Raw genomic sequence first — 20,038 nt, forward strand, 5'->3', positions numbered from 1 at the left:
GCCACATGGGCAGCCGCGATCTCACCCACCGAGTGACCGGCCACGTAATCCGGCCGCACACCCCACGACTCCAGCAACCGGAACAACGCCACCTCTACGGCGAACAACGCCGGCTGCGTCGAACCCGTCTGGTTCAACTCCTCCGAGTCGACATCTACCGGCGCACCGAGTTGCGCAGACACCTCGTCGTACGCCGCCGCGAACACCGGGAAGGAGTCGTGGAGTTCGCGCCCCATGCCCAGCCGCTGCGAGCCCTGACCGGAGAACAGGAACCCGACCTTGCCGCTGAGGCGAGCCACGTTCTGGACGACGGCCGCGGACGGGGTGCCGGACGCCAGTGCCCGTACGGCTTCGGTGAGTTCCTCCGGGCTCGTGCCGACGACGGCCGCCCGGCGGTCCCAGGCGGTGCGCGTCGTGGCGAGGGAGAAGCCGATGTCGGCCGGCGAGCGGCCGGAGCCGCTCCCGCCGCCGCGGCCGTCCTCGAGGAAGGAGAGCAGGCGCTCCGCCTGGGCGCGCAGCGCCGCGTCGCTCTTCGCCGAGAACACCCACGGGACCGGTCCCGCGGCGGCCGTCCCGGGTGCGGGCTCCTCGTCGAGGGCCGGGGCCTGCTCGATGATCGTGTGCGCGTTGGTGCCACTGACGCCGAAGGACGAGACGGCGGCCCGGCGGGGATGGTCCGACTCGGGCCACTGGACGGCCTCGGTCAGGAGCCTGACGCCGCCCGCCGACCAGTCGACCTGGGCGGTCGGCTCGTCCACGTGCAGCGTCTGCGGCAGGACGCCGTTGCGGATGGCCATCACCATCTTGATCACACCGGCGACGCCGGAGGCCGCCTGTGTGTGACCGATGTTGGACTTGACGGACCCCAGCCAGAGCGGCCGGTCCCCCGAGTGCTCCTGACCGTACGTGGCGAGGAGTGCCTCTGCCTCGATCGGGTCGCCGAGGGTGGTGGCCGTGCCGTGCGCCTCGACCGCGTCGACCTGGGAGGCGGTCAGGCGCGCGTTCTCCAGCGCCTGCCGGATCACGCGCTCCTGCGAGGGGCCGTTCGGGGCCGTGAGTCCGTTGGAGGCGCCGTCCTGGTTGACGGCGCTGCCCCGGATGACGGCCAGGACGTCGTGGCCGAGCCGACGGGCGTCGGACAGCCGCTCCAGCAGGAGCACGCCGACGCCTTCGGACATGCCCGTGCCGTCGGCGGTCGAGGAGAACGCGCGGCAGCGGCCGTCGGGCGACAGGCCGCGCTGCGCGCTGAACGCGATGAAGGTGTTCGGCGTGGCCATCACGGTCACACCGCCGGCCAGGGCGAGCGAGCACTCGCCGCGGCGCAGCGCCTGGGCGGCCAGGTGGAGCGCCACCAGCGAGGACGAGCAGGCCGTGTCGACGGTGACCGCCGGGCCTTCGAGGCCGAGGGCGTAGGAGATGCGGCCGGACACCACGGCGGCGGTGTTCGCGGTGACGAGGTGGGCTTCGATGTCGCTGTCGCCCGGCCGCTGGAGGTAGGCGTGGTCCTGGCCGTTGGTGCCGACGAACACGCCCGCCCGGGTGCCGCGCGCGGTGGCGGGGTCGATGCCCGCGCGTTCGAAAGCCTCCCAGGAGGTCTGCAGGAGCAGCCGCTGCTGCGGGTCCATGACCAGCGCCTCGCGGGGGGAGATCCCGAAGAACGCGGGGTCGAACTCGCCGGCATCGTAGAGGAAGCCGCCCTGGCGCACGTACGTGCGGCCCGTCCGCCCGGGCTCGGGGTCGTAGATCGTGTCCAGGTCCCAGCCGCGGTCGGTGGGGAACCCGGACACGCCGTCGCCACCCGAGGCGACCAGCCGCCACAGGTCCTCGGGGGAGCCGACACCGCCCGGGTAGCGGCAGGCCATCCCTACGATGGCGATGGGCTCGGTGTCCTTCGCCTCCAGCTCACCCAGCTGCCTGCGGGTCTGGCGCAGGTCCACCGTCACACGCTTGAGGTATTCCCTGAGCTTGTCGTCGTTCGACATGTTTTTCGTCCTCGGTAGCAGTGCGTGAGAAGAGTCAGAGGGACCCGAGCTCTTGGTCGATGAGGTCGAACATCTCGTCGTCGGTGGCGGCGTCGATCCGGTCGAGGTCGAGGTCGCGGCCGGTATCGGGGCCGGCGTCGGCGGCGTTCGCAGCGGCGTCCTGGTGGGTGTCGGTCCACTTCCAGAGCAGCGCCTTGAGCCGGGCGGTGACCTTGTCCCGTACCGCGTCCTCGGGGGCGAGCGCGGCGAGCCGCGCCTCCAGCCGGTCCAGTTCGCCGAGCACGGGCGGGGCCTCGGCGGTGGGCTCGAGCACCAGCTCCTTGTGCAGGAGCCGGGCGATCGCGACGGGGTTGGGGTGGTCGAAGACCAGCGTGGGCTTGAGCCGGAGCCCGGTCGCGGCCTTGAGCCGGTTGCGGAGTTCCACGGCGGTCAGGGAGTCGAAGCCGATGTCCCGGAAGGCCGTGGTGGGCTCGATGCGGGCGGCGGTGGCGTGGCCGAGGGCGGCTGCCGCCTGATGGCGCACCAGATCCAGCAAGACCTTCTCCCGGTCGGTCTCCGGCATCCCGGCGAGTCGGCGGGCCAGGGCGGGGGTACCTGCCACCTCGGCCTCGCCGGCCGCGGCGCCGATGTCGCCCACGAGGCCGCGGAGGACGGCGGGCAGCATGCCGGCGCGGGCCATGGCGCGCAGTCCCGGCACGTCCAGCCGGACCGGCACAATCACCGGCCGGTCCATGGTGAGGGCGGCGTCGAACAGGGCCAGCCCCTCCGCCGGGGTGAACGGCACGACTCCGGCCCGCCCCATCCGGTTGCGGTCGGCGTCGGTGATCCGGTCGCCCATGCCGCCGTTGTCCGTCCACAGGCCCCACGCCAGCGAGGTGCCGGGCAGGCCCGCGGCCCGGCGCTGCCGCGCCAGGCCGTCCAGGAAGGCGTTCGCAGCGGCGTAGCTCGCCGCGCCGGCGCTGCCCAGGACTCCGGCCAGGGAGGAGAAGAGCACGAAGGCGGAGAGGTCGAGGTCCTTGGTCAGCTCGTGCAGGTGCAGCGCCCCGTCGGCCTTGGGCCGCAGCACGGTGTCCAGGCGCTCCGGGGTGATGGCGGTGACCACGCCGTCGTCCAGGGCCGCCGCCGCGTGCACCACGGCCACCAGCGGGTGCTCGGCCGGGACCGAGGCCAGCAGGTCCGCGAGGGCGTCCCGGTCCGCGATGTCACAGGCGGCGACGTCGACGTGCGCGCCCAGCTCGGCGAGGGCGGTGGCGAGTTCGCCGACGCCTTCGGCGGCGGGGCCGCGGCGGCTGGCCAGCAGCAGCCTGCGTGCGCCGCGTTCGGCGACGAGGTGCCGCGCGAGCGACCGTCCGAGGCCACCGGTCGCGCCGGTGAGGAGCACGGTCCCCTCGGGGTCCCACGCGTGACCGGTGGACTCCTCGGGCGGGGTGGTCCGGGCGAGGCGTGGCACGTACAGCTTTCCGTCGCGGACCGCGGCCTGCGGCTCGTCCAGAGCGGCGAGCGCCGCGGCCAGCGCCGGGTCGACGCCGTCCTCGGCGACCGAGCCGTCCGCGTCGACGAGCAGGATCCGGTCCGGGTGCTCGGTCTGGGCCGACTTCACCAGACCGGCGACCGCGGCGTGCGCGAGGTCCACGGCCGTGCCGTCCAGCTCGACGGCTCCGCGTGTCATCACCACGAGCCGCGCGTCGGCGAACCGCTCGTCGGCGACCCACTCCTGGACGACCGACAGCACACCGGCCAGCAGCCCGCGCGTCGCCACGGCGGCATCGCCGTCGCTCGGGGCGCAGGGCAGGAGGACGTGGCCAGGCGTGGCCGCACCGCCGTCCACTGCCTTGCGGAGCGCGTCGACGTCGGAGTGGGAACCCTCGTTGCCGAGGACCGCCCACTCGGCTCCGGGAGCGGAAGCCGTGGTGTGTTCCACCCAGTCGACCTCGAACATCCAGTCCTGGTGCGCCACGCGCGAGGCCAGCACCTGCTGCGGGGACACGGTCCGCGTCCGGACGGACGCGACCGAGGCGACGGGGGTGCCGCCGTCGCGATCGCACAGTTCGATCGCCGCCGTGTCCTCGCCGGCGGGCCGGATGTGTATGCGTACGGCCCCGGATCCCGGGGTGTGCACGGACAGGCCGCTCCAGGCGTAGGGCATGAGCACCTCGCCGGGGTCTTCGGCGCGTTCCGGCGCCAGCATGCCGAGAGCGGCGGTCAGCAGTACGGGGTGCAGGCCGTAGCGGTCCGCCCGGTCCCGCTCCGTGACGGGCAGTGCGGCCTCGGCGTACAGCTCGTCCCCGGCGCGCCAGGCGGCGCGCAGGCCCGGGTGGCCTTCGACGTCCACGGGTTCGGCACCCGTCGGCGGCCAGATCATCATGTCGAACTCGGCCGCCGGAGCGTTCCGGCTGAGCTCTCCGGTGGCATGGCGGACCCACGGCTCGCCGGCGCCCCCCGCAGCGGACCGGCTGAAGACGCGCACGGAGCGCCGGTCGGGATCGTCGCCCACACCGACCTGCACCTGGATACGGACGGCGCCCTGTTCGGCCAGCACCAGCGGGGCGTCCACGTCCAGCTGTTCCACGTACGGGAAGCCGGTCTGCCGCCCTGCGGACAGGGCGAGCTCGACGAACGCAGCGACCGGGAGCACCGGCACGCCGCCGACCGTGTGTTCCTCGATCCAGGGCGTGTCGGCCTTGGACAGCCGGCCGGTGAACAGGACGTCCTGCGCCCCGGCGGTCTCCACCACCGCGCCGAGCAGGGGGTGGCCGAAGGAGTCCAGGCCCGCCGAGGAGACGTCGAGCGCGGGCGTGCCTTCGAGCCAGTAGCGCTCGCGCTGGAAGGCGTAGGTCGGCAGGTCGACGCGGCGGGCGCCGGGAAACAGCACCTGCCAGTCCGGGGAGACACCGTGCGCGTGCAACTGTCCGAGGGCGAGAGTGAGCGCCTGGGGTTCGGGGCGGTCGGTACGCAGAGCGGGAACGGTGACGATGTCCGCGTCGTCGAGGCAGCCCTGGGCGAGGGCGCTCAGCACGCCGCCGGGGCCGATCTCAACGAACGTGGTGACACCCAGCTCGCCGAGGGTCTCGATGCCGTCGGCGAAGCGGACCGCTTCACGGACGTGCCGGACCCAGTACTCGGGCGTGTACGACTCGGCCAGGCGCCCCGTGAGGTTCGAAACGACGGGAATCCGCGGCTCGTTGAAGACCAGACCGCCGACGACCCTCGTGAACTCCTCCAGCATCGGATCCATCAACGGCGAGTGGAACGCATGGCTGACCTTCAGCCGGGACGTCTTACGACCCTGCTTCCGGAAGATCTCACCGATGGCGACGACCACGTCCTGGGCACCGGAAACCACCACTGACGCAGGGCCGTTGATCGCCGCGATGCCGACCTCGTCGGTCAGGTGCGCCAGCACCTCGTCCTCGGTGGCCTGGACCGCCACCATGGCGCCGCCCGTGGGCAGGGCCTGCATCAGCGCGGCACGCGCCGACACCAGCTTCGCCGCGTCCGCAAGCGACAACACGCCCGCCACATGAGCGGCCGCGATTTCGCCCACCGAGTGACCGGCCACATAGTCCGGCCGCACACCCCACGACTCCAGCAGCCGGAACAGCGCCACCTCGACCGCGAACAACGCCGGCTGGGTGCAACCTGTCTGATGAAGCGTTTCCGCATCGACGTCGACCGGGGCGTCCAGAAGCGCGCACACCTCGTCGTACGCCGCCGCGAACACCGGGTACGCCGCGCACAACTCGCGCCCCATACCGGGGCGCTGCGAACCCTGACCCGAGAACAGGAACCCGGCCTTGCCCGGGTCGGCCCCGGCGCGCCCCGTCACCACCTGTGCCGCGGGCTCGCCCGCCGCGAGGGCGGTCAGCCCCGCGCACAGCTCTTCCCGGTCGGCACCGACGACCGCCGCCCGGTGTTCCAGCGCCGAGCGGGTGGCCGCCAGCGAGAAACCCACGTCGGCCGGTGACGCGGCCGCGAGGTCCACGGACGACAGCAGTCGTCGTGCCTGCTCCCGCAGCGCCTCCCCGGTCTTCGCGGAGAGCACCCACGGCACCACCGTGGTCCGGGCCCTGATCGGCTCCTCGGCCGGGTCCTCCGCGTCCGGTTCGGGCGCCTGCTCGAGGATGATGTGCGCGTTGGTGCCGCTGATCCCGAACGACGAGATGCCGGCCCGGCGAGGGTGGTCCGTCTCCGGCCACGCGGTCGCCTCGGTCAGCAGCTCGACCGAGCCGGCCGACCAGTCGACCTGCGGGGTCGGCCGGTCCACGTGAAGCGTCTTCGGCAGCATGCCGTGCTGCATCGCCAGCACCATCTTCATCACGCCCGCGACGCCCGCCGCGGCCTGCGTGTGGCCGATGTTGGACTTCAGCGAGCCGAGCAGGAGCGGCCGTTCGCGGTCCTGGCCATAGGTCGCCAGCAGCGCCTGCGCCTCGATCGGGTCGCCGAGGCTGGTGCCCGTGCCGTGTGCTTCGACAACGTCCACCTGCTCGGCGGACAGCCGGGCGCCGGACAGCGCTTCGAGGATCACCCGCTGCTGCGAGGGGCCGTTGGGCGCGGTCAGGCCGTTGGACGCGCCGTCCTGGTTGACGGCGCTGCCCCGGACCACCGCGAGCACCTTGTGGCCGAGCCGGCGGGCGTCCCGCAGCCGCTCCACGAGCAGCAGGCCGGCGCCTTCGGACCAGGACGCGCCGTCCGCCGCCGCCGCGAACGACTTGCAGCGGCCGTCGGGGGCGAGTCCGCGCTGGCGGCTGAACTCGACGAAGGCGCTGGGGCCCGCCATGACCGTCACGCCGCCGGCGAGCGCCATGGAGCATTCGCCGCCGCGCAGCGCCTGCACGGCGAGGTGCAGGGCGACGAGCGAGGACGAGCAGGCGGTGTCGACGGTGACCGCGGGGCCCTCGAAGCCGAAGGTGTAGGCGATGCGCCCGGAGGCGACGCTGCCGGAGTTGCCGGTGCTCATCAGCCCCTCGACCCCTTCGGGGAGGACGCCGGGCGTGAAGCCGTAGTCGTGGTACATCAGGCCGGCGAAGACGCCGGTGCGGCTGCCCTTGAGGCCGGCGGGGTCGATGCCCGCATGCTCGAAGGCCTCCCAGGCGGTCTCCAGCAGCAGCCGCTGCTGCGGGTCCATGGCCAGCGCCTCGCGGGGAGAGATCCCGAAGAAGTCCGCGTCGAAGTCCGCCGCGTCGCGGAGGAAGCCGCCCTGCCGGGTGTAGACCTTGCCGGGCCGCTCGGGATCGGGGTCGTAGAGCGCGTCGACGTCCCAGCCGCGGTCCTCGGGGAACTGCGAGATGGCGTCCGTGCCCTCGGCCAGCAGCCGCCACAGCTCCTCGGGGGAGCCGACGCCGCCGGGGAACCGGCAGCTCATGCCCACAATGGCGATCGGCTCCTGGTCGCGGGCCTCCAGCTCGCGCACGCGCCGCCGGGCCTGGCGCAGGTCGGTGGTGGCCCGCTTGAGGTACTCCCGGAGCTTGTCTTCGTTCATCATCGGTGTTGCCCGCCCCTTTTGGCCTGCGCAGTTCAGGAGATGCCGAGTTCGTCGTCGAGGAGCTCGTACAGCTCCTCGTCGCTCGCCGAGCTGAGGTCGTCTTCGTCCTCGGCTCCGCCGGCGCCTCCCGGATCGGCCGGCTCGTTCCCGTTCCAGCGGGCGAGCAGTGCCTGGAGACGCATGTTGATCCTGGTTCGGGTGACGTTGTCGACGCCGTCCGACCCGGCGCCGTCAAGGGCGGCGGCGAGGCGGTCGAGCTCGTCGAAGACCGGTGCCGTCCGGGCCGTGCCACCGGGGAGGTCCTTCAGCACCCGCTGTGCGAGCACGGCGGGCGTCGGGTGGTCGAAGACGAGCGTCGCGGGCAGCCGCAGGCCGGTGGCCTGGTTCATCCGGTTGCGCAGCTCCACCGCGGTCAGCGAGTCGAAGCCCATGTCGCCGAAGGCCTGGTCGGGCTGGACGGCCTTGGCCGAGCTGTGTCCGAGGACGGCGGCGACCTCGGACCGGACGAGGTCGAGCACCGCCTCTTCGCGCTCGCCCTCGGGCAGGCCCGCGATCCGCTGCGCCAGCGGTACGGAAGCCGCCCGGTCCGTACGCCGAGGCCGGCCACCGACGAGCATCCTGAGCAGCGGCGGCACCGGGGCGGTCGCGTTCCGCAGGGCGGCGAGGTCCAGCCGTGCCGCCACCACCAGGGGTTCCTGCAACGCGAGTGCGGCGTCGAGGAGTTCGAGGCCGTCGTCGTCGGACAGCGGCAGCACGCCGCCGCGGGCGAGCCGGGTCCGGTCGGCGCCGCCGAGGTCCCCGGTCATGGTGCCGGTGCGCTGCCACAGGCCCCACGGCAGCGACACCGCGGGCAGCCCCTGGGCCCGGCGGCGCCCGGCGAAGGCGTCCAGGAAGGCGTTGGCCGCGGCGTAGTTGGCCTGTCCGGGGGTGCCGAGCGTGCCCGCGAGCGAGGAGAAGAGCACGAACGCCGACACGTCGCCCGCCAGCTCGTGCAGGTTCAGCACCGCGTCGGCCTTGGGGCGCAGCACCGTCTCCAGGCGCTCCGGTGTGAGCGAACCGATGACGCCGTCGTCGAGGACGCCGGCCGTGTGCACCACGGCCGTCACCGGCGTGCCGGACAGCACCTCGGCGAGGGCGTTCCGGTCGGCCACGTCGCAGGCGGCCCAGAGCACTTCGGCGCCCGCGGCGGTCAGTTCCGCCTGGAGCTCGGCCGCACCCTCGGCGTCCGCGCCGCGCCGGCTCATCAGCAGCAGGCTGCGTACGCCGTGTTCGGCGACCAGGTGCCGGGCGACGAGCCCGCCCAGGGCGCCGGACGCGCCGGTCAGGAGCACCGTGCCGGTCCCGAAGTCCGGGGTGGCCCGCGGGGCGTCGGCGGCGGCTCTGGCGAGCCGGGGCAGCAGGAGCGTGTCGCCGCGCAGCGCCGCCTGCGGCTCCTCGGAGGCGACGAGCCGGGGAACGGCCGTCGCCACGGCCTGCTCGCCGTCGGCGTTCCCGTCGGTGTCGAGGAGAACGATGCGGTCCGGGTTCTCCGACTGGGCCGACCGGACCAGGCCCCACACGGCCGCCTGCACCGGGTCGCCCGCCGCCGGGTCGTCCCCGGCGGCGACCGCGCCCCGGGTCACCAGCACCAGGCGGGCGGCCCGGTCCTCGGCCAGCCACCACTGCACGAGCCGGAGCACCGCGGCGAGGACGTCCCGGACGCGTTCGGCGTCGGTGCCGGACCCGGCCGGGCAGGGAACGACGACGGCGTCCGCGTGCGCCCCGGTCTCCGCAGCCGGGGCGGCGAGGAGGGCGGCGATGTCGTCGTAGGCCCGTACGGCCGGGGCGTCCGCGTCGGCCTGGGCGGCGAGCGGTGCCCACTCCACGGTGAACAGGGAGTCCCGGGAGCTGGTGCGCAGTTGCTCGGCCGACACCGGGCGCAGTGTCAGCGACTCCACCGACAGGACGGGGCGGCCCGTGCCGTCGGCGGCCTCCAGCCGTACCGTGTCGCCGCCGGCCTGGGAGAGCCGTACGCGCAGGCCGGCTGCTCCGGTTCCGTGCAGCGTGACGCGGGACCACGCGAAGGGCAGCAGGGGCCCGTCGGCGGCCGGTACGAGGCCGCCCGCGCCCAGCGCGTGCAGCGCGGAGTCGAGCAGGGCCGGGTGCAGGCCGAATGCGTCCGCGTCCGTCTGCGCCTCGTCGGAGACGGCGAGTTCGGCGTAGAGCGCGTCGTGGCCGCGCCAGGCGGCACGCAGCCCCTGGAAGAGGGGGCCGTAGCTCAGGCCGAGGTCCGCCAGGCGGTCGTAGAAGCCGTCCAGGTCCACCGGCTGGGCGTCGGCCGGGGGCCAGCTGCTCAGGTCGGTTCCCAAGGGGGCCGCGCCGGTGGCGAGGGCGCCGGTGGCGTTGCGGATCCAGGGGCCGTCGCCGGTGCGCGAGTGCACGCTCAGCGGGCGGCGGCCGGAGTCGTCCCGGGCGCCGACGAGGACCTGGAGCGCGACGCCGCCGTGCTCGGGCAGCACCAGCGGTGCCTGCAGGGTGAGTTCCTCGACCAGGTCGCAGCCGGTCTCGGCCGCGGCGTGGGCGGCCAGTTCCACGAAGGCCGTACCCGGCAGCAGCACCGTGCCCAGCACCGCGTGGTCGGCCAGCCAGGGCTGGGCCCGCAGGGACAGCAGCCCGGTGAGCAGGTGGCCGCCGGCATCGGGCAGCTCCACCGCCGCGCCGAGGAACGGGTGGTCGGCGGCGTCCAGCCCGGCCGCTCGTACGTCACCGGCCGGGGCGCCCGCCTCCAGCCAGTACCGCTCGTGCTGGAACGCGTAGGTCGGGAGGTCGACGCGGCGCGCGCCCGGCAGGACGGCGTCCCAGTCGATGGCGACGCCGTGCACGTGGGCCTGGGCCAGGGCCAGCATCAGCCGGCTCCGCCCGCCGTCGCGGCGGCGCAGCGTCGGTACGACCGCGGCGTCCGCGCCGGCGGCCTCGATGGCGTCCTGGATTCCCGCCAACTGGACGGGGTGCGGACTGACTTCGACGAACACGTCGTGCCCGTCGGCCAGAGCGGCCCGGATCGCCTCGTGGAACCGCACCGTCTGCCGCATGTTGCGGTACCAGTAGCCGGAGCCCAGCTCGTCTGCGGCCAGCTTCCCGCCCGTCACCGTGGAGTAGAAGGTCACGGAGCCGGGGAGCGGGCTGATGCCGGCGAACCCCTCGCTCGCCTGCGCTTCGACGCGTTCGATCTGCGGCGAGTGCGCGGCGTAGTCGACGGCGACCCTGCGGGCCTGGATGCCCTCCTGTCGGCAGTGCGCGAGGAGTTCGTCCAGGGCGTCGGTGTCCCCGGAGACCACGACGGTCCCGGGCCCGTTCACGGCGCCGATGCCGAGGCGGCCGGCCCACCGGCCGATCAGTTCCCGCGCCTCCTCGTCCGGGAGCGTCACCGAGGCCATACCGCCGCGGCCCTGGAGTTCGCGCACCGCGAGGCTGCGCCGCGCCACGATGCGCGCCCCGTCCTCCAGACGGACCGCTCCGGCGATCACCGCGGCGGCGACCTCGCCCTGGGAGTGCCCGACGACCGCGTCGGGGGTCACTCCGAAGGAGCGCCACACCTCGGCCAGGGCGATCGTCATCGCCCACAGCACGGGTTGCAGCACGTCGACCCGGTCCTGCTCGACCTCGGACGTGCCGCGCAGCACCGCGGTCAGCGACCAGTCCACGTGCGGCGCGAGGGCGCGCTCGCAGGCGTCGATCCGGTCGCGGAAGACCGGGGAGTTCTCCAGCAGTTCGGCGGCCATGCCCACCCACTGCGACCCCTGCCCGGGAAAGACGAAGACGGTTTTGCCGCCGGAGCGTGCGGTGCCGGTCACCACGCCGGGCGGCGTGGCGCCTCCGGCGACACCGGCCAGTTGCCGCCGGAGCTCGTCGGGGGTCTCCGCGACCACCACGGCGCGGTGTTCGAAGGCCGCCCTGCTCGTGGCCAGCGAGTACGCCACGTCGGCCACCGGGACCGCCTGGCCGACGTCGTCCCCGCCGTCGTCGTTCAGGAAGGACGCGAGGCGGGCGGCCTGCGCCCGCAGCGCTGCTTCGGTCCTGCCGGAGAGCACGCACGGCACGGCCGTTCCGGAGTCGGACGCCGGCAGCGGTTCCGCGGTCCCGGGGGCCTGCTCGATGATCGTGTGGGCGTTGGTGCCGCTGACTCCGAAGGACGACACGGCAGCACGGCGCGGACGGTCCGTCTCGGGCCAGTCGACGGCCTCCGTCAGCAGCCGGACGTCACCGGCCGACCAGTCCACGTGCGGGGTCGGCTCGTCCACGTGCAGGGTCCGCGGGAGCACTCCGTGGCGCATGGCCATGACCATCTTGATCACACCGGCGACGCCCGCGGCGGCCTGCGTGTGGCCGATGTTGGACTTCAGCGAGCCCAGCCACAGGGGCTGTCCTTCGGGCCGCTCCTGCCCGTACGTGGCGAGGAGCGCCTGCGCCTCGATCGGGTCACCCAGCCTGGTGCCCGTGCCGTGGGCCTCGACGGCGTCCACGTCGGCCGGCGTGAGCCCGGCGGACGCCAGCGCCTGCCGGATGACCCGCTGCTGCGAGGGGCCGTTGGGCGCGGTCAGACCGTTGGACGCACCGTCCTGGTTCACCGCGCTGCCCCGCACGACGGCCAGCACACGGTGGCCGTTGCGCTCGGCGTCGCTGAGCCGCTCGACCAGGAGCATGCCGACGCCTTCGCCCCAGCCCGTGCCGTCTGCGGCGGCCGCGAACGCCTTGCACCGGCCGTCGGGCGACAGCCCGCGCTGCCGGCTGAACTCCACGAAGACCGTCGGGCCGGCCATGACCGTGACGCCGCCGGCCAGCGCCATCGTGCACTCCCCGTTGCGCAGGGCCTGGACGGCCAGATGCAGGGCGACGAGCGACGAGGAGCAGGCCGTGTCGACCGTGACGGCGGGGCCCTCCAGGCCGAAGGTGTAGGACACGCGCCCGGAGGCGACGCTGCCGGAGCCTCCGGTGGTGAGCAGGCCCTCGACGCCCTCGGGCAGTTCGCGCGGGCCCTGGCCGTAGTCGTGGTACATCAGGCCGGTGAAGACGCCGGTACGGCTGCCCCGGACCGTCGCCGGGTCGATCCCGGCGCGTTCGAAAGCCTCCCAGGACGCCTCCAGCAGCAGCCGCTGCTGCGGGTCCATCGCGAGGGCCTCGCGGGGGCTGATGCCGAAGAAGCCGGCGTCGAACTCGGCCGCCTCGTACAGGAAGCCGCCGTCGCGCGCGTAGGTCTTGCCGAGGCGCTCGGGGTCGGGGTCGTAGAGCCCCTCGACGTCCCAGCCGCGGTCGTCCGGGAACCGGGAGATGCCGTCCCGGCCGGAGGCCACCAGCCGCCACAGGTCCTCAGGCGAGCGCACCCCGCCCGGGAGGCGGCAGCTCATGCCGACGACGGCGATCGGCTCGTCGGCGGCGGCCGCGCTCGGCCGATCCGTGTCCCTGGCCATGGTGGCCGGGGCCTCGCCGAGGAGTTCGGTGCCGATGTGCCGGGCGAGGGCGGCGGGGGTGGGGTGGTCGAAGACGAGGGTGGCGGGCAGGCGCAGGCCGGTGGCGGTGGACAGCCGGTTGCGTAGTTCCACGGCCGTCAGCGAGTCGAAGCCCAGGTCCTGGAAGGCGTGCGCGGGCTGGACGGCCCGGGGCGAGGGGTGCCCGAGCACGGCGGCGACCTCGGCCCGGACCAGTTCCAGGAGGGCCTCGTCGCGCTCGTCGCCGGCCAGCCCGGCGAGGCGTTCGGCCAGGGAGCCGGTGGCGGCGGGCTGGGCGGTGCCGCGCGTGGGGACGCGGACGAGTCCGCGCAGCAGGGCCGGTACGGTTCCTGCCGCCCGGTTCCGCAGGGCGGCGGTGTCGAGGCGGACCGGTACGAGCACGGGCTCGTCCGAGGCGAGCGCCGCGTCGAACAGCCGCAGGCCGTCCTCGGTGGACAGCGGCAGGACACCGGAGCGCGCCATCCGCGACCTGCCCGCCTCGTCGAGGGCGTCGGCCATGGCGCCCTCCTGCTCCCACAGGCCCCACGCCAGCGAGACCGTGGGCCGTCCCTGGGCGCGGCGGTGCCGGGCGAAGGCGTCGAGGAAGGCGTTGGCCGCGGCGTAGTTGCCCTGGCCGGCGTTGCCGAAGACGCCCGCTGCGGAGGAGAACAGCACGAACGTCGTGCTCTCGCCGGTGAGCTCGTCCAGGTTGAGCACGGCGTCGGCCTTGGGGGCGAGGACGGCGCCCACGCGCTCCGGGGTCAGCGCGGCGATCACGCCGTCGTCGAGCACGCCGGCGGTGTGCACGACGGAGTCGACGGGGGTGGCGGCCAGCAGCCGGGCGAGGGCCTCACGGTCGGCGAGGTCGCAGGCGGCCCACGTCGCTTCGGCGCCGAGCGCCGCGAGTTCGGCCTTCAGTTCCGCGGCGCCGGGGGCGTCCGCGCCACGGCGGCTGACGAGCAGCAGCCGGCGCACGCCGTGTCCGGTCACCAGGTGGCGCGCGAGGATTCCGCCCAGCGCGCCGGAGGCGCCGGTGAGCATCACGGTACCGAGGCCGGGGGCGGTGCCGTCGGCGAGGCCGGGGGCAGCGCCGTCGCGGAGGGCGGGGGAAGCGCCCCCACCGAGGCCGGAGGCAACACCCTCGCCGAGTCCAGAGGCAGCGCCCCCACCGAGGCTGGAGGCAGCACCCTCACCGAGTCCAGAGGCAGCGCCGTCGGCGAGGGCGGAGACAGCACCCTCACCAAGGCCCAGGGCAGCACCCTCGCGGAGGGCGGGGGCAGCGCCCTCACCGAGGCCGGAGGCAGCGCCGTCGGCGAGGGCGGAGACAGCACCCTCACCAAGGCCCAGGGCAGGACCCTCACCAAGGCCGGAGACAGCACCCTCACCAAGGCCCGGGGCAGCACCCTCGCGGAGGGCGGAGGTCGCTTCGTCCGTGGGGCCGGTGGCCGTGTCCTCCGTTGCCGGGGAGGCGGCGCGGGCCAGGCGCGGTGCGCTGACCTGCCCTTCGTGGACGATGAGATGGGGCTCGCCGGACAGCACGACGCCGGGCACGAGCGCGGTCGCCTCGTCCGGGCGGTCGGTTTCGAGCAGCACGATCCGGCCGGGGTTCTCCGCCTGGGCCGAGCGCACCAGTCCGCACGCAGCGGCGTGCGCGAGGTCGTCGCAGCGCGCCACCAGCACGAGGCGCGACGTCCGGTCCTGGGCGAACCAGCGCTGAACCAGCCGCAGCACCTCGGTGGTGACCGCACGGACCCGCTCGGCCTCGGTCGCCCCTTCCGGGCCGTCGGGGCACGGGACCACGACCACGTCCGGCTGCGACGACCCGTCGGTGTCATCCAGTGCGGTGAGGTCCGGGACGTACGCGACCGCCGTCCCGTCCGCGTCCTCGGAGGGCAGGGTCAGCGGCACCCGCTCCACGGTGAACAACGCGTCACCGGAGCGCTTGCGGAGCTGCTCGGCCGACACCGCGCGCAGTGTCAGCGACTCGACGGACGCCACCGGCTCGCCGGCGCCGTCGGCCACCAGCAGGGACACCGCGTCCGTACCGGCCGGCGCCAGCCTGACCCGTACGGTGGACGCGCCCGTGGCGCGCACGGACACCCCGGACCAGGCGAACGGCAGCAGCGGCCCGTCCGCCTCGGCCACGAGGGAGCCGTCCGCACCGCCCGCGCCGATCGCGTGCAACGCCGCGTCCAGCAGCGCCGGGTGCAGGAGGAAGGAACCGGTGTCCGTGCCGTCGGGGAGGGCGACCTCCGCGAAGACTTCCTCGCCCGTGCGCCAGGCGCTCCGCAGGCCGCGGAACGCCGGTCCGTAGGCCAGGCCGAGGGCGGCCAGCCGGTCGTAGAGGCCGTCGAGGTCGACCGGCTCGGAGCCCGCCGGCGGCCACGCCGTGAGCGCCCGGCCGGCGGTCGGGGCGCCCGCCTCTCCGGTCCCTTCGGTGACGAAGCCGGTCGCGTGGCGGACCCACGGCAGGTCGGCGTCGTCCTCGGGTCGTGAGTGCACGGTCAGCGGCCTGCGGCCGGTGCCGTCGGCCGCGCCGACCCACACCTGAACCGCGACGCCGCCCTGCTCGGGCACCACCAGGGGCGCTTCGAGCGTGAGGTCCTCCAGCAGGTCGCAGCCGGCTTCGTCGGCGGCGCGCACGGCCAGTTCGACGAACGCGGTGCCCGGCAGCAGCACGGTTCCGAGTACGGCGTGGTCGCTCAGCCACGGGTGCGTGCGCAGGGACAGCCGACCGGTCAGCAGCCGCTCGTCGCCGCCGGCCAGACAGACGGCGGCGCCCAGCAGCGGGTGGTCGGCCGAGCCCAGGCCGGCGGCGCGGACGTCACCGGGAGCGGCCGGTGAGGTGTCGAGCCAGTAGCGCTCGTACTGGAAGGCGTAGGTGGGCAGGTCGACGCGGCGGGCGCCGGGGAAGTAGGCGTGCCAGTCCGGGGAGACGCCGTGCGCGTGCAGTTCGGAGACGGCGGCGACGAGTGCGGCCCGCTCGGGGCGGTCGGCACGCAGGGCGGGCACGGTGACGATGTCCGTACCGTCGTCGCCCAGGCAGCCTTGGGCGAGGGCGCTCAGCACGCCGCCCGGACCGATCTCGACTAACGTGGTCACGCCCAGGTCGTGGAGAGTCCGGACACCGTCGGCGAAGCGGACCGCTTCGCGGACGTGCCGGACCCAGTACTCGGGCGTGTAGGGCCCGGCCAGGCGGCCGGTGAGGTTGGAGACCACCGGAATCCGCGGCTGCTGGAAGGTCAGCGCGCGGACGACCTGAGCGAACTCCTCCAGCATGGGGTCCATCAGCGGCGAGTGGAACGCGTGACTGACCTTCAGGCGGGAGGTCTTACGGCCCTGCTGGGCGAATACCTCGGCGATCTCCAGCACGGCATCCTCGGCTCCGGACACCACGACAGACCGCGGACCGTTGACCGCCGCGATGCCGGCGCCCTCGGTGAGGTGCGGAAGGATCTCGTCCTCGGTGGCCTGAACGGCGACCATCGCCCCGCCGGTGGGCAGCGCCTGCATGAGGCGGGCACGGGCGGACACCAGCTTCGCGGCGTCCTCGAGCGACAGCACCCCGGCCACATGTGCGGCGGCGATCTCGCCCACGGAGTGACCGGCCACGTAGTCCGGCCGGATGCCCCACGACTCCAGGAGCCGGAACAGCGCCACCTCGACCGCGAAGAGTGCGGGCTGGGCGGCGCCCGTGCGGTGCAGTTCTTCCGAGTCGACGTCGACCGCGGCGTCGAGGTGCGCGCAGACCTCGTCGTACGCGGCGGCGAACGCCGGGTAGGACGCGTACAGCTCGCGCCCCATGCCCGGGCGTTGCGACCCCTGGCCGGAGAAGAGGAACCCGACGCGCCCGCGGGTGCCCAAGACGCCGCGCGCGACGCCCGGGGCCGGGGAGCCGGAGATCACGGCCCGCAGCCCCTCGGCGAGTTCCGCCGGTGTCTCGCCCTGGACCACCGCGCGGTGCTCCAGGGCCGTGCGCGTGGTGGCGAGCGAGAACGCCACGTCGAGCGGGGGGACTTCGGCGTCCGCGCGGGACAGCAGGCGTGCGGCCTGTGCGCGCAGGGCCTCCTCGGTCCTGCCGGAGATCACCCACGGCACCGGTCCGCCCTCGGCCGGGCGCGCGGTCTCCGGGGCGACGGCCTCGGTGCTCTCCGGGCCTTGCTCCGGCGCTTGCGGGGCCTCGGCGTCCTGTGCGAACGCTTCGGCCGACGGGGCTTCCTCGATGATCGTGTGCGCGTTGGTGCCGCTGATCCCGAAGGAGGAGACGCCGGCTCGGCGCGGCTGGTCCGACGCGGGCCAGGGCGTGCGCTCGGTGAGCAGCCGTACGGCGCCCGCCGACCAGTCGACGTGCGGGGACGGCGCGTCGACGTGCAGCGTGCGCGGCAGTTCGCCGTGGCGCATGGCCATGACCATCTTGATGACGCCCGCCACACCGGCCGCGGCCTGGGTGTGGCCGATGTTGGACTTGATCGAGCCCAGCCACAGCGGCTTGTCGTCGGGGCGGCCCTGCCCGTACGTCGCGAGGAGCGCCTGCGCCTCGATCGGGTCGCCGAGCCGGGTGCCGGTGCCGTGCGCCTCCACCGCGTCGACCTGTGCGGTGGTCAGCTGGGCGGCGGCCAGGGCCTGGCGGATCACCCGCTGCTGGGAGGGCCCGTTGGGGGCGGTCAGGCCGTTGGAGGCGCCGTCCTGGTTGACGGCGGAGCCCCGGATGACCGCGAGGACCTCGTGTCCGTTGCGGCGGGCGTCCGAGAGGCGTTCCACGAGCAGCAGGCCGGCGCCCTCGCCCCAGCCGGTGCCGTCGGCGCCGGCCGCGAACGCCTTGCAGCGGCCGTCGGGCGCCAGTCCGCGCTGGCGGCTGAAGCCGACGAAGGTGGCGGGGCCGACCATCGCGGTGACACCGCCCGCAACGGCCAGTGAGCACTCTCCGTTGCGCAGCGACTGGACGGCCAGGTGCAGGGCCACCAGGGACGACGAGCAGGCCGTGTCGACCGTGACGGCCGGGCCTTCGAGGCCGAAGGTGTAGGCCACCCGGCCGGAGGCGACGCTGCCCGAGGTGCCCGTCCCCAGGTAACCCTCCAGGTCCTCCGGGGAGTTCTGGAGGGTGGCGAGGAACTCGTGGTTCATCACGCCGGCGAACACGCCCGTGCTGCTCCCCGCCAGCGAGGCGGCATCGATGCCGGCCCGTTCGAAGAGCTCCCACGACGTCTCCAGCAGCAGCCGCTGCTGGGGGTCCATGGCGAGCGCCTCGCGGGGCGAGATCCCGAAGAGGCCGGCGTCGAACCGCGCGAGGTCGCGCAGGAACGCGCCCTCGCGGGCGTAGCTGGTCCCGCGGGACTCCGGGTCGGGGTCGTAGAGCGCGTCCAGGTCCCAGCCCCGGTCGGCGGGGAACTCCGAGACGGCGTCGTGGCCTCCTGCGACCAACTCCCACAGGTCCTCGGGCGAGTCGACCCCTCCCGGGTAGCGGCAGCTCATCCCGATGATGGCCACCGGTTCGCCGGCGGCGTCCTCGTAGTCACGAAGGCGCCGCCGGGTCTCCTGGAGATCTGCGGTGACTCGCTTCAGGAAATAGCGGAGCTTGTCCTCGTTAGCCACCGAAATCGTCCCTCACCCCTGCGAAGACTTACCGGAATTCGGCAAGGGGTCACCGGGACGCGCCGGAGCGGTCAGGAAATCCCGAATTCCTTGCCGAGCAGATCGAATACTTCGTCGTCCGTGGCCGATTCCAGATCGCTGTCGCCCATTTCACGGCTTTCCACTGCCGGGGCCTTGCCGGATTCGCCGGCAATCGCCAATACGGCCTGGAGCTTTGACAGGATCCGGTCGCGAGCTTCACTCTCTGACAACTTCGTGACCAATTCTTGTTCGACCCTGTCCAGGTCGGCAAGTAGGGAATCCACTAGGGCCGGTTCGGCCGCCCCCACCGTCTCCGTGAGCACGTGACGGGCCAGGAAAGCGGGTGTCGGGTAGTCGAAGACCAGCGTCGCGGGGAGCCGCAGCCCGGTGGCCTTGTTCAGCCGGTTGCGCAGTTCGACGGCCGTGAGGGAGTCGAAGCCCAGGTCCTGGAAGGTGTGTTCCGGCCGGACCGTACCGTCCGACGCGTGCCCCAGGACCGCGGCCACCTCTGCCCGGACCAGGTCCAGCACGGTCATCTCCCGCTCGGCCTCCGACAGCCCCTGCAGGCGCTCGGCCAGCGAGGACGCGGACGGAGCGGCGGCGGCCTGCGCCATCCTCCGGGTGGCCGCGGCCGGCACAAGGGCGCGCAGTACCGGCGGTGCCTCACCGGCGCGCAGCGCGCCGGTGTCGATGCGGACCGGGGCGAGTACCGCCTCGTCCGAAGCCAGCGCCACGTCGAACAGGCGCAGCCCCTCCTCCGGCGGCAACGGCAGCACACCGCTGCGCGCCATCCGCGCCCGGTCGGCCTCGGCGAGGCCGTCCGTCATCGCACCGGGCTGCTCCCACACCCCCCATGCCAGCGATGTGGCGGGCAGCCCCGCACGGCGCCGGTGCGCCGCGAAGGCGTCGAGGAAGCAATTCGCCGCCGCGTAGCTCGCCTGACCTGCGCTGCCGACCATGCCGGCGACGGACGAGAACACCACGAAGGCGGCCAGCCCCATTTCCCGGGTGCACTCGTGCAAGTTCAGCACGGCGTCCACCTTGGGACGGAACACCTCCCTCATCCTCTCCGCCGTGACCGAGGCGACGACCCCGTCGCCGAGAACACCCGCGGTGTGCACGACGGCCGAGAGCGCATGCTCACCGAGCCCGTCCAGCATTCCGGAGACGGCCTCCCGGTCCGCGACGTCGCAGGCCGCCCAGGTGACCTCGGCACCCCAGGTGGCCAGCTCGGCCGCCAGCTCGGCCGCACCGGGTGCGTCCGCGCCCCGGCGGCTCGCCAGCAGGAGCCGGCGCACCTTGTGCTCGGACACCAGGTGCCGTGCGACGAGCGCGCCCAGCGACCCGGAGGCACCGGTCACGAGGACGGTGCCGTCGGCGAGGCCCGGCAGGTCGGCGGTGGCGGTTCCGGTGGCCTTCACCAGGCGCGGTACGAACACCTCCCCGTCGCGGACCGCGAACTGCGGCTCACCGGAAGCGAGCGCGCCCGGCAGCAC

At 74.1% G+C, this 20,038-nt stretch carries 4 protein-coding genes; all 4 read right to left on the reverse strand.

What is annotated here, in order from left to right; genetic code table 11:
• A partial coding sequence (locus ACWC0C_RS46175; RefSeq protein ID WP_450871035.1) for a type I polyketide synthase occupies positions 1-1,982 on the reverse strand: 1,982 nt, incomplete at its 3' end.
• A gap of 34 nt (positions 1,983-2,016) precedes the next feature.
• Positions 2,017-7,464, reverse strand: coding sequence for an SDR family NAD(P)-dependent oxidoreductase (locus ACWC0C_RS46180; RefSeq protein ID WP_450871037.1), 5,448 nt, complete (start codon positions 7,462-7,464; stop codon positions 2,017-2,019).
• A 32-nt stretch (positions 7,465-7,496) separates the two neighbouring features.
• Positions 7,497-18,521 carry an SDR family NAD(P)-dependent oxidoreductase gene (locus ACWC0C_RS46185; RefSeq protein ID WP_450871039.1) on the reverse strand — a complete coding sequence of 3,675 codons (11,025 nt, stop codon included), beginning with the start codon at positions 18,519-18,521 and terminating at the stop codon, positions 7,497-7,499.
• Between the two features lie 71 nt (positions 18,522-18,592).
• Positions 18,593-20,038 (reverse strand): SDR family NAD(P)-dependent oxidoreductase (locus tag ACWC0C_RS46190; protein ID WP_450871040.1); only part of this gene is annotated, 1,446 nt, incomplete at its 5' end.

Source organism: Streptomyces sp. NPDC001709, from assembly GCF_053596375.1.

Excerpts from the sequence above, each read along its gene's own strand:
- ACWC0C_RS46180 (WP_450871037.1), bottom strand. The coding sequence starts at position 7,464 with ATGATGAACGAAGACAAGCTCCGGGAGTACCTCAAGCGGGCCACCACC.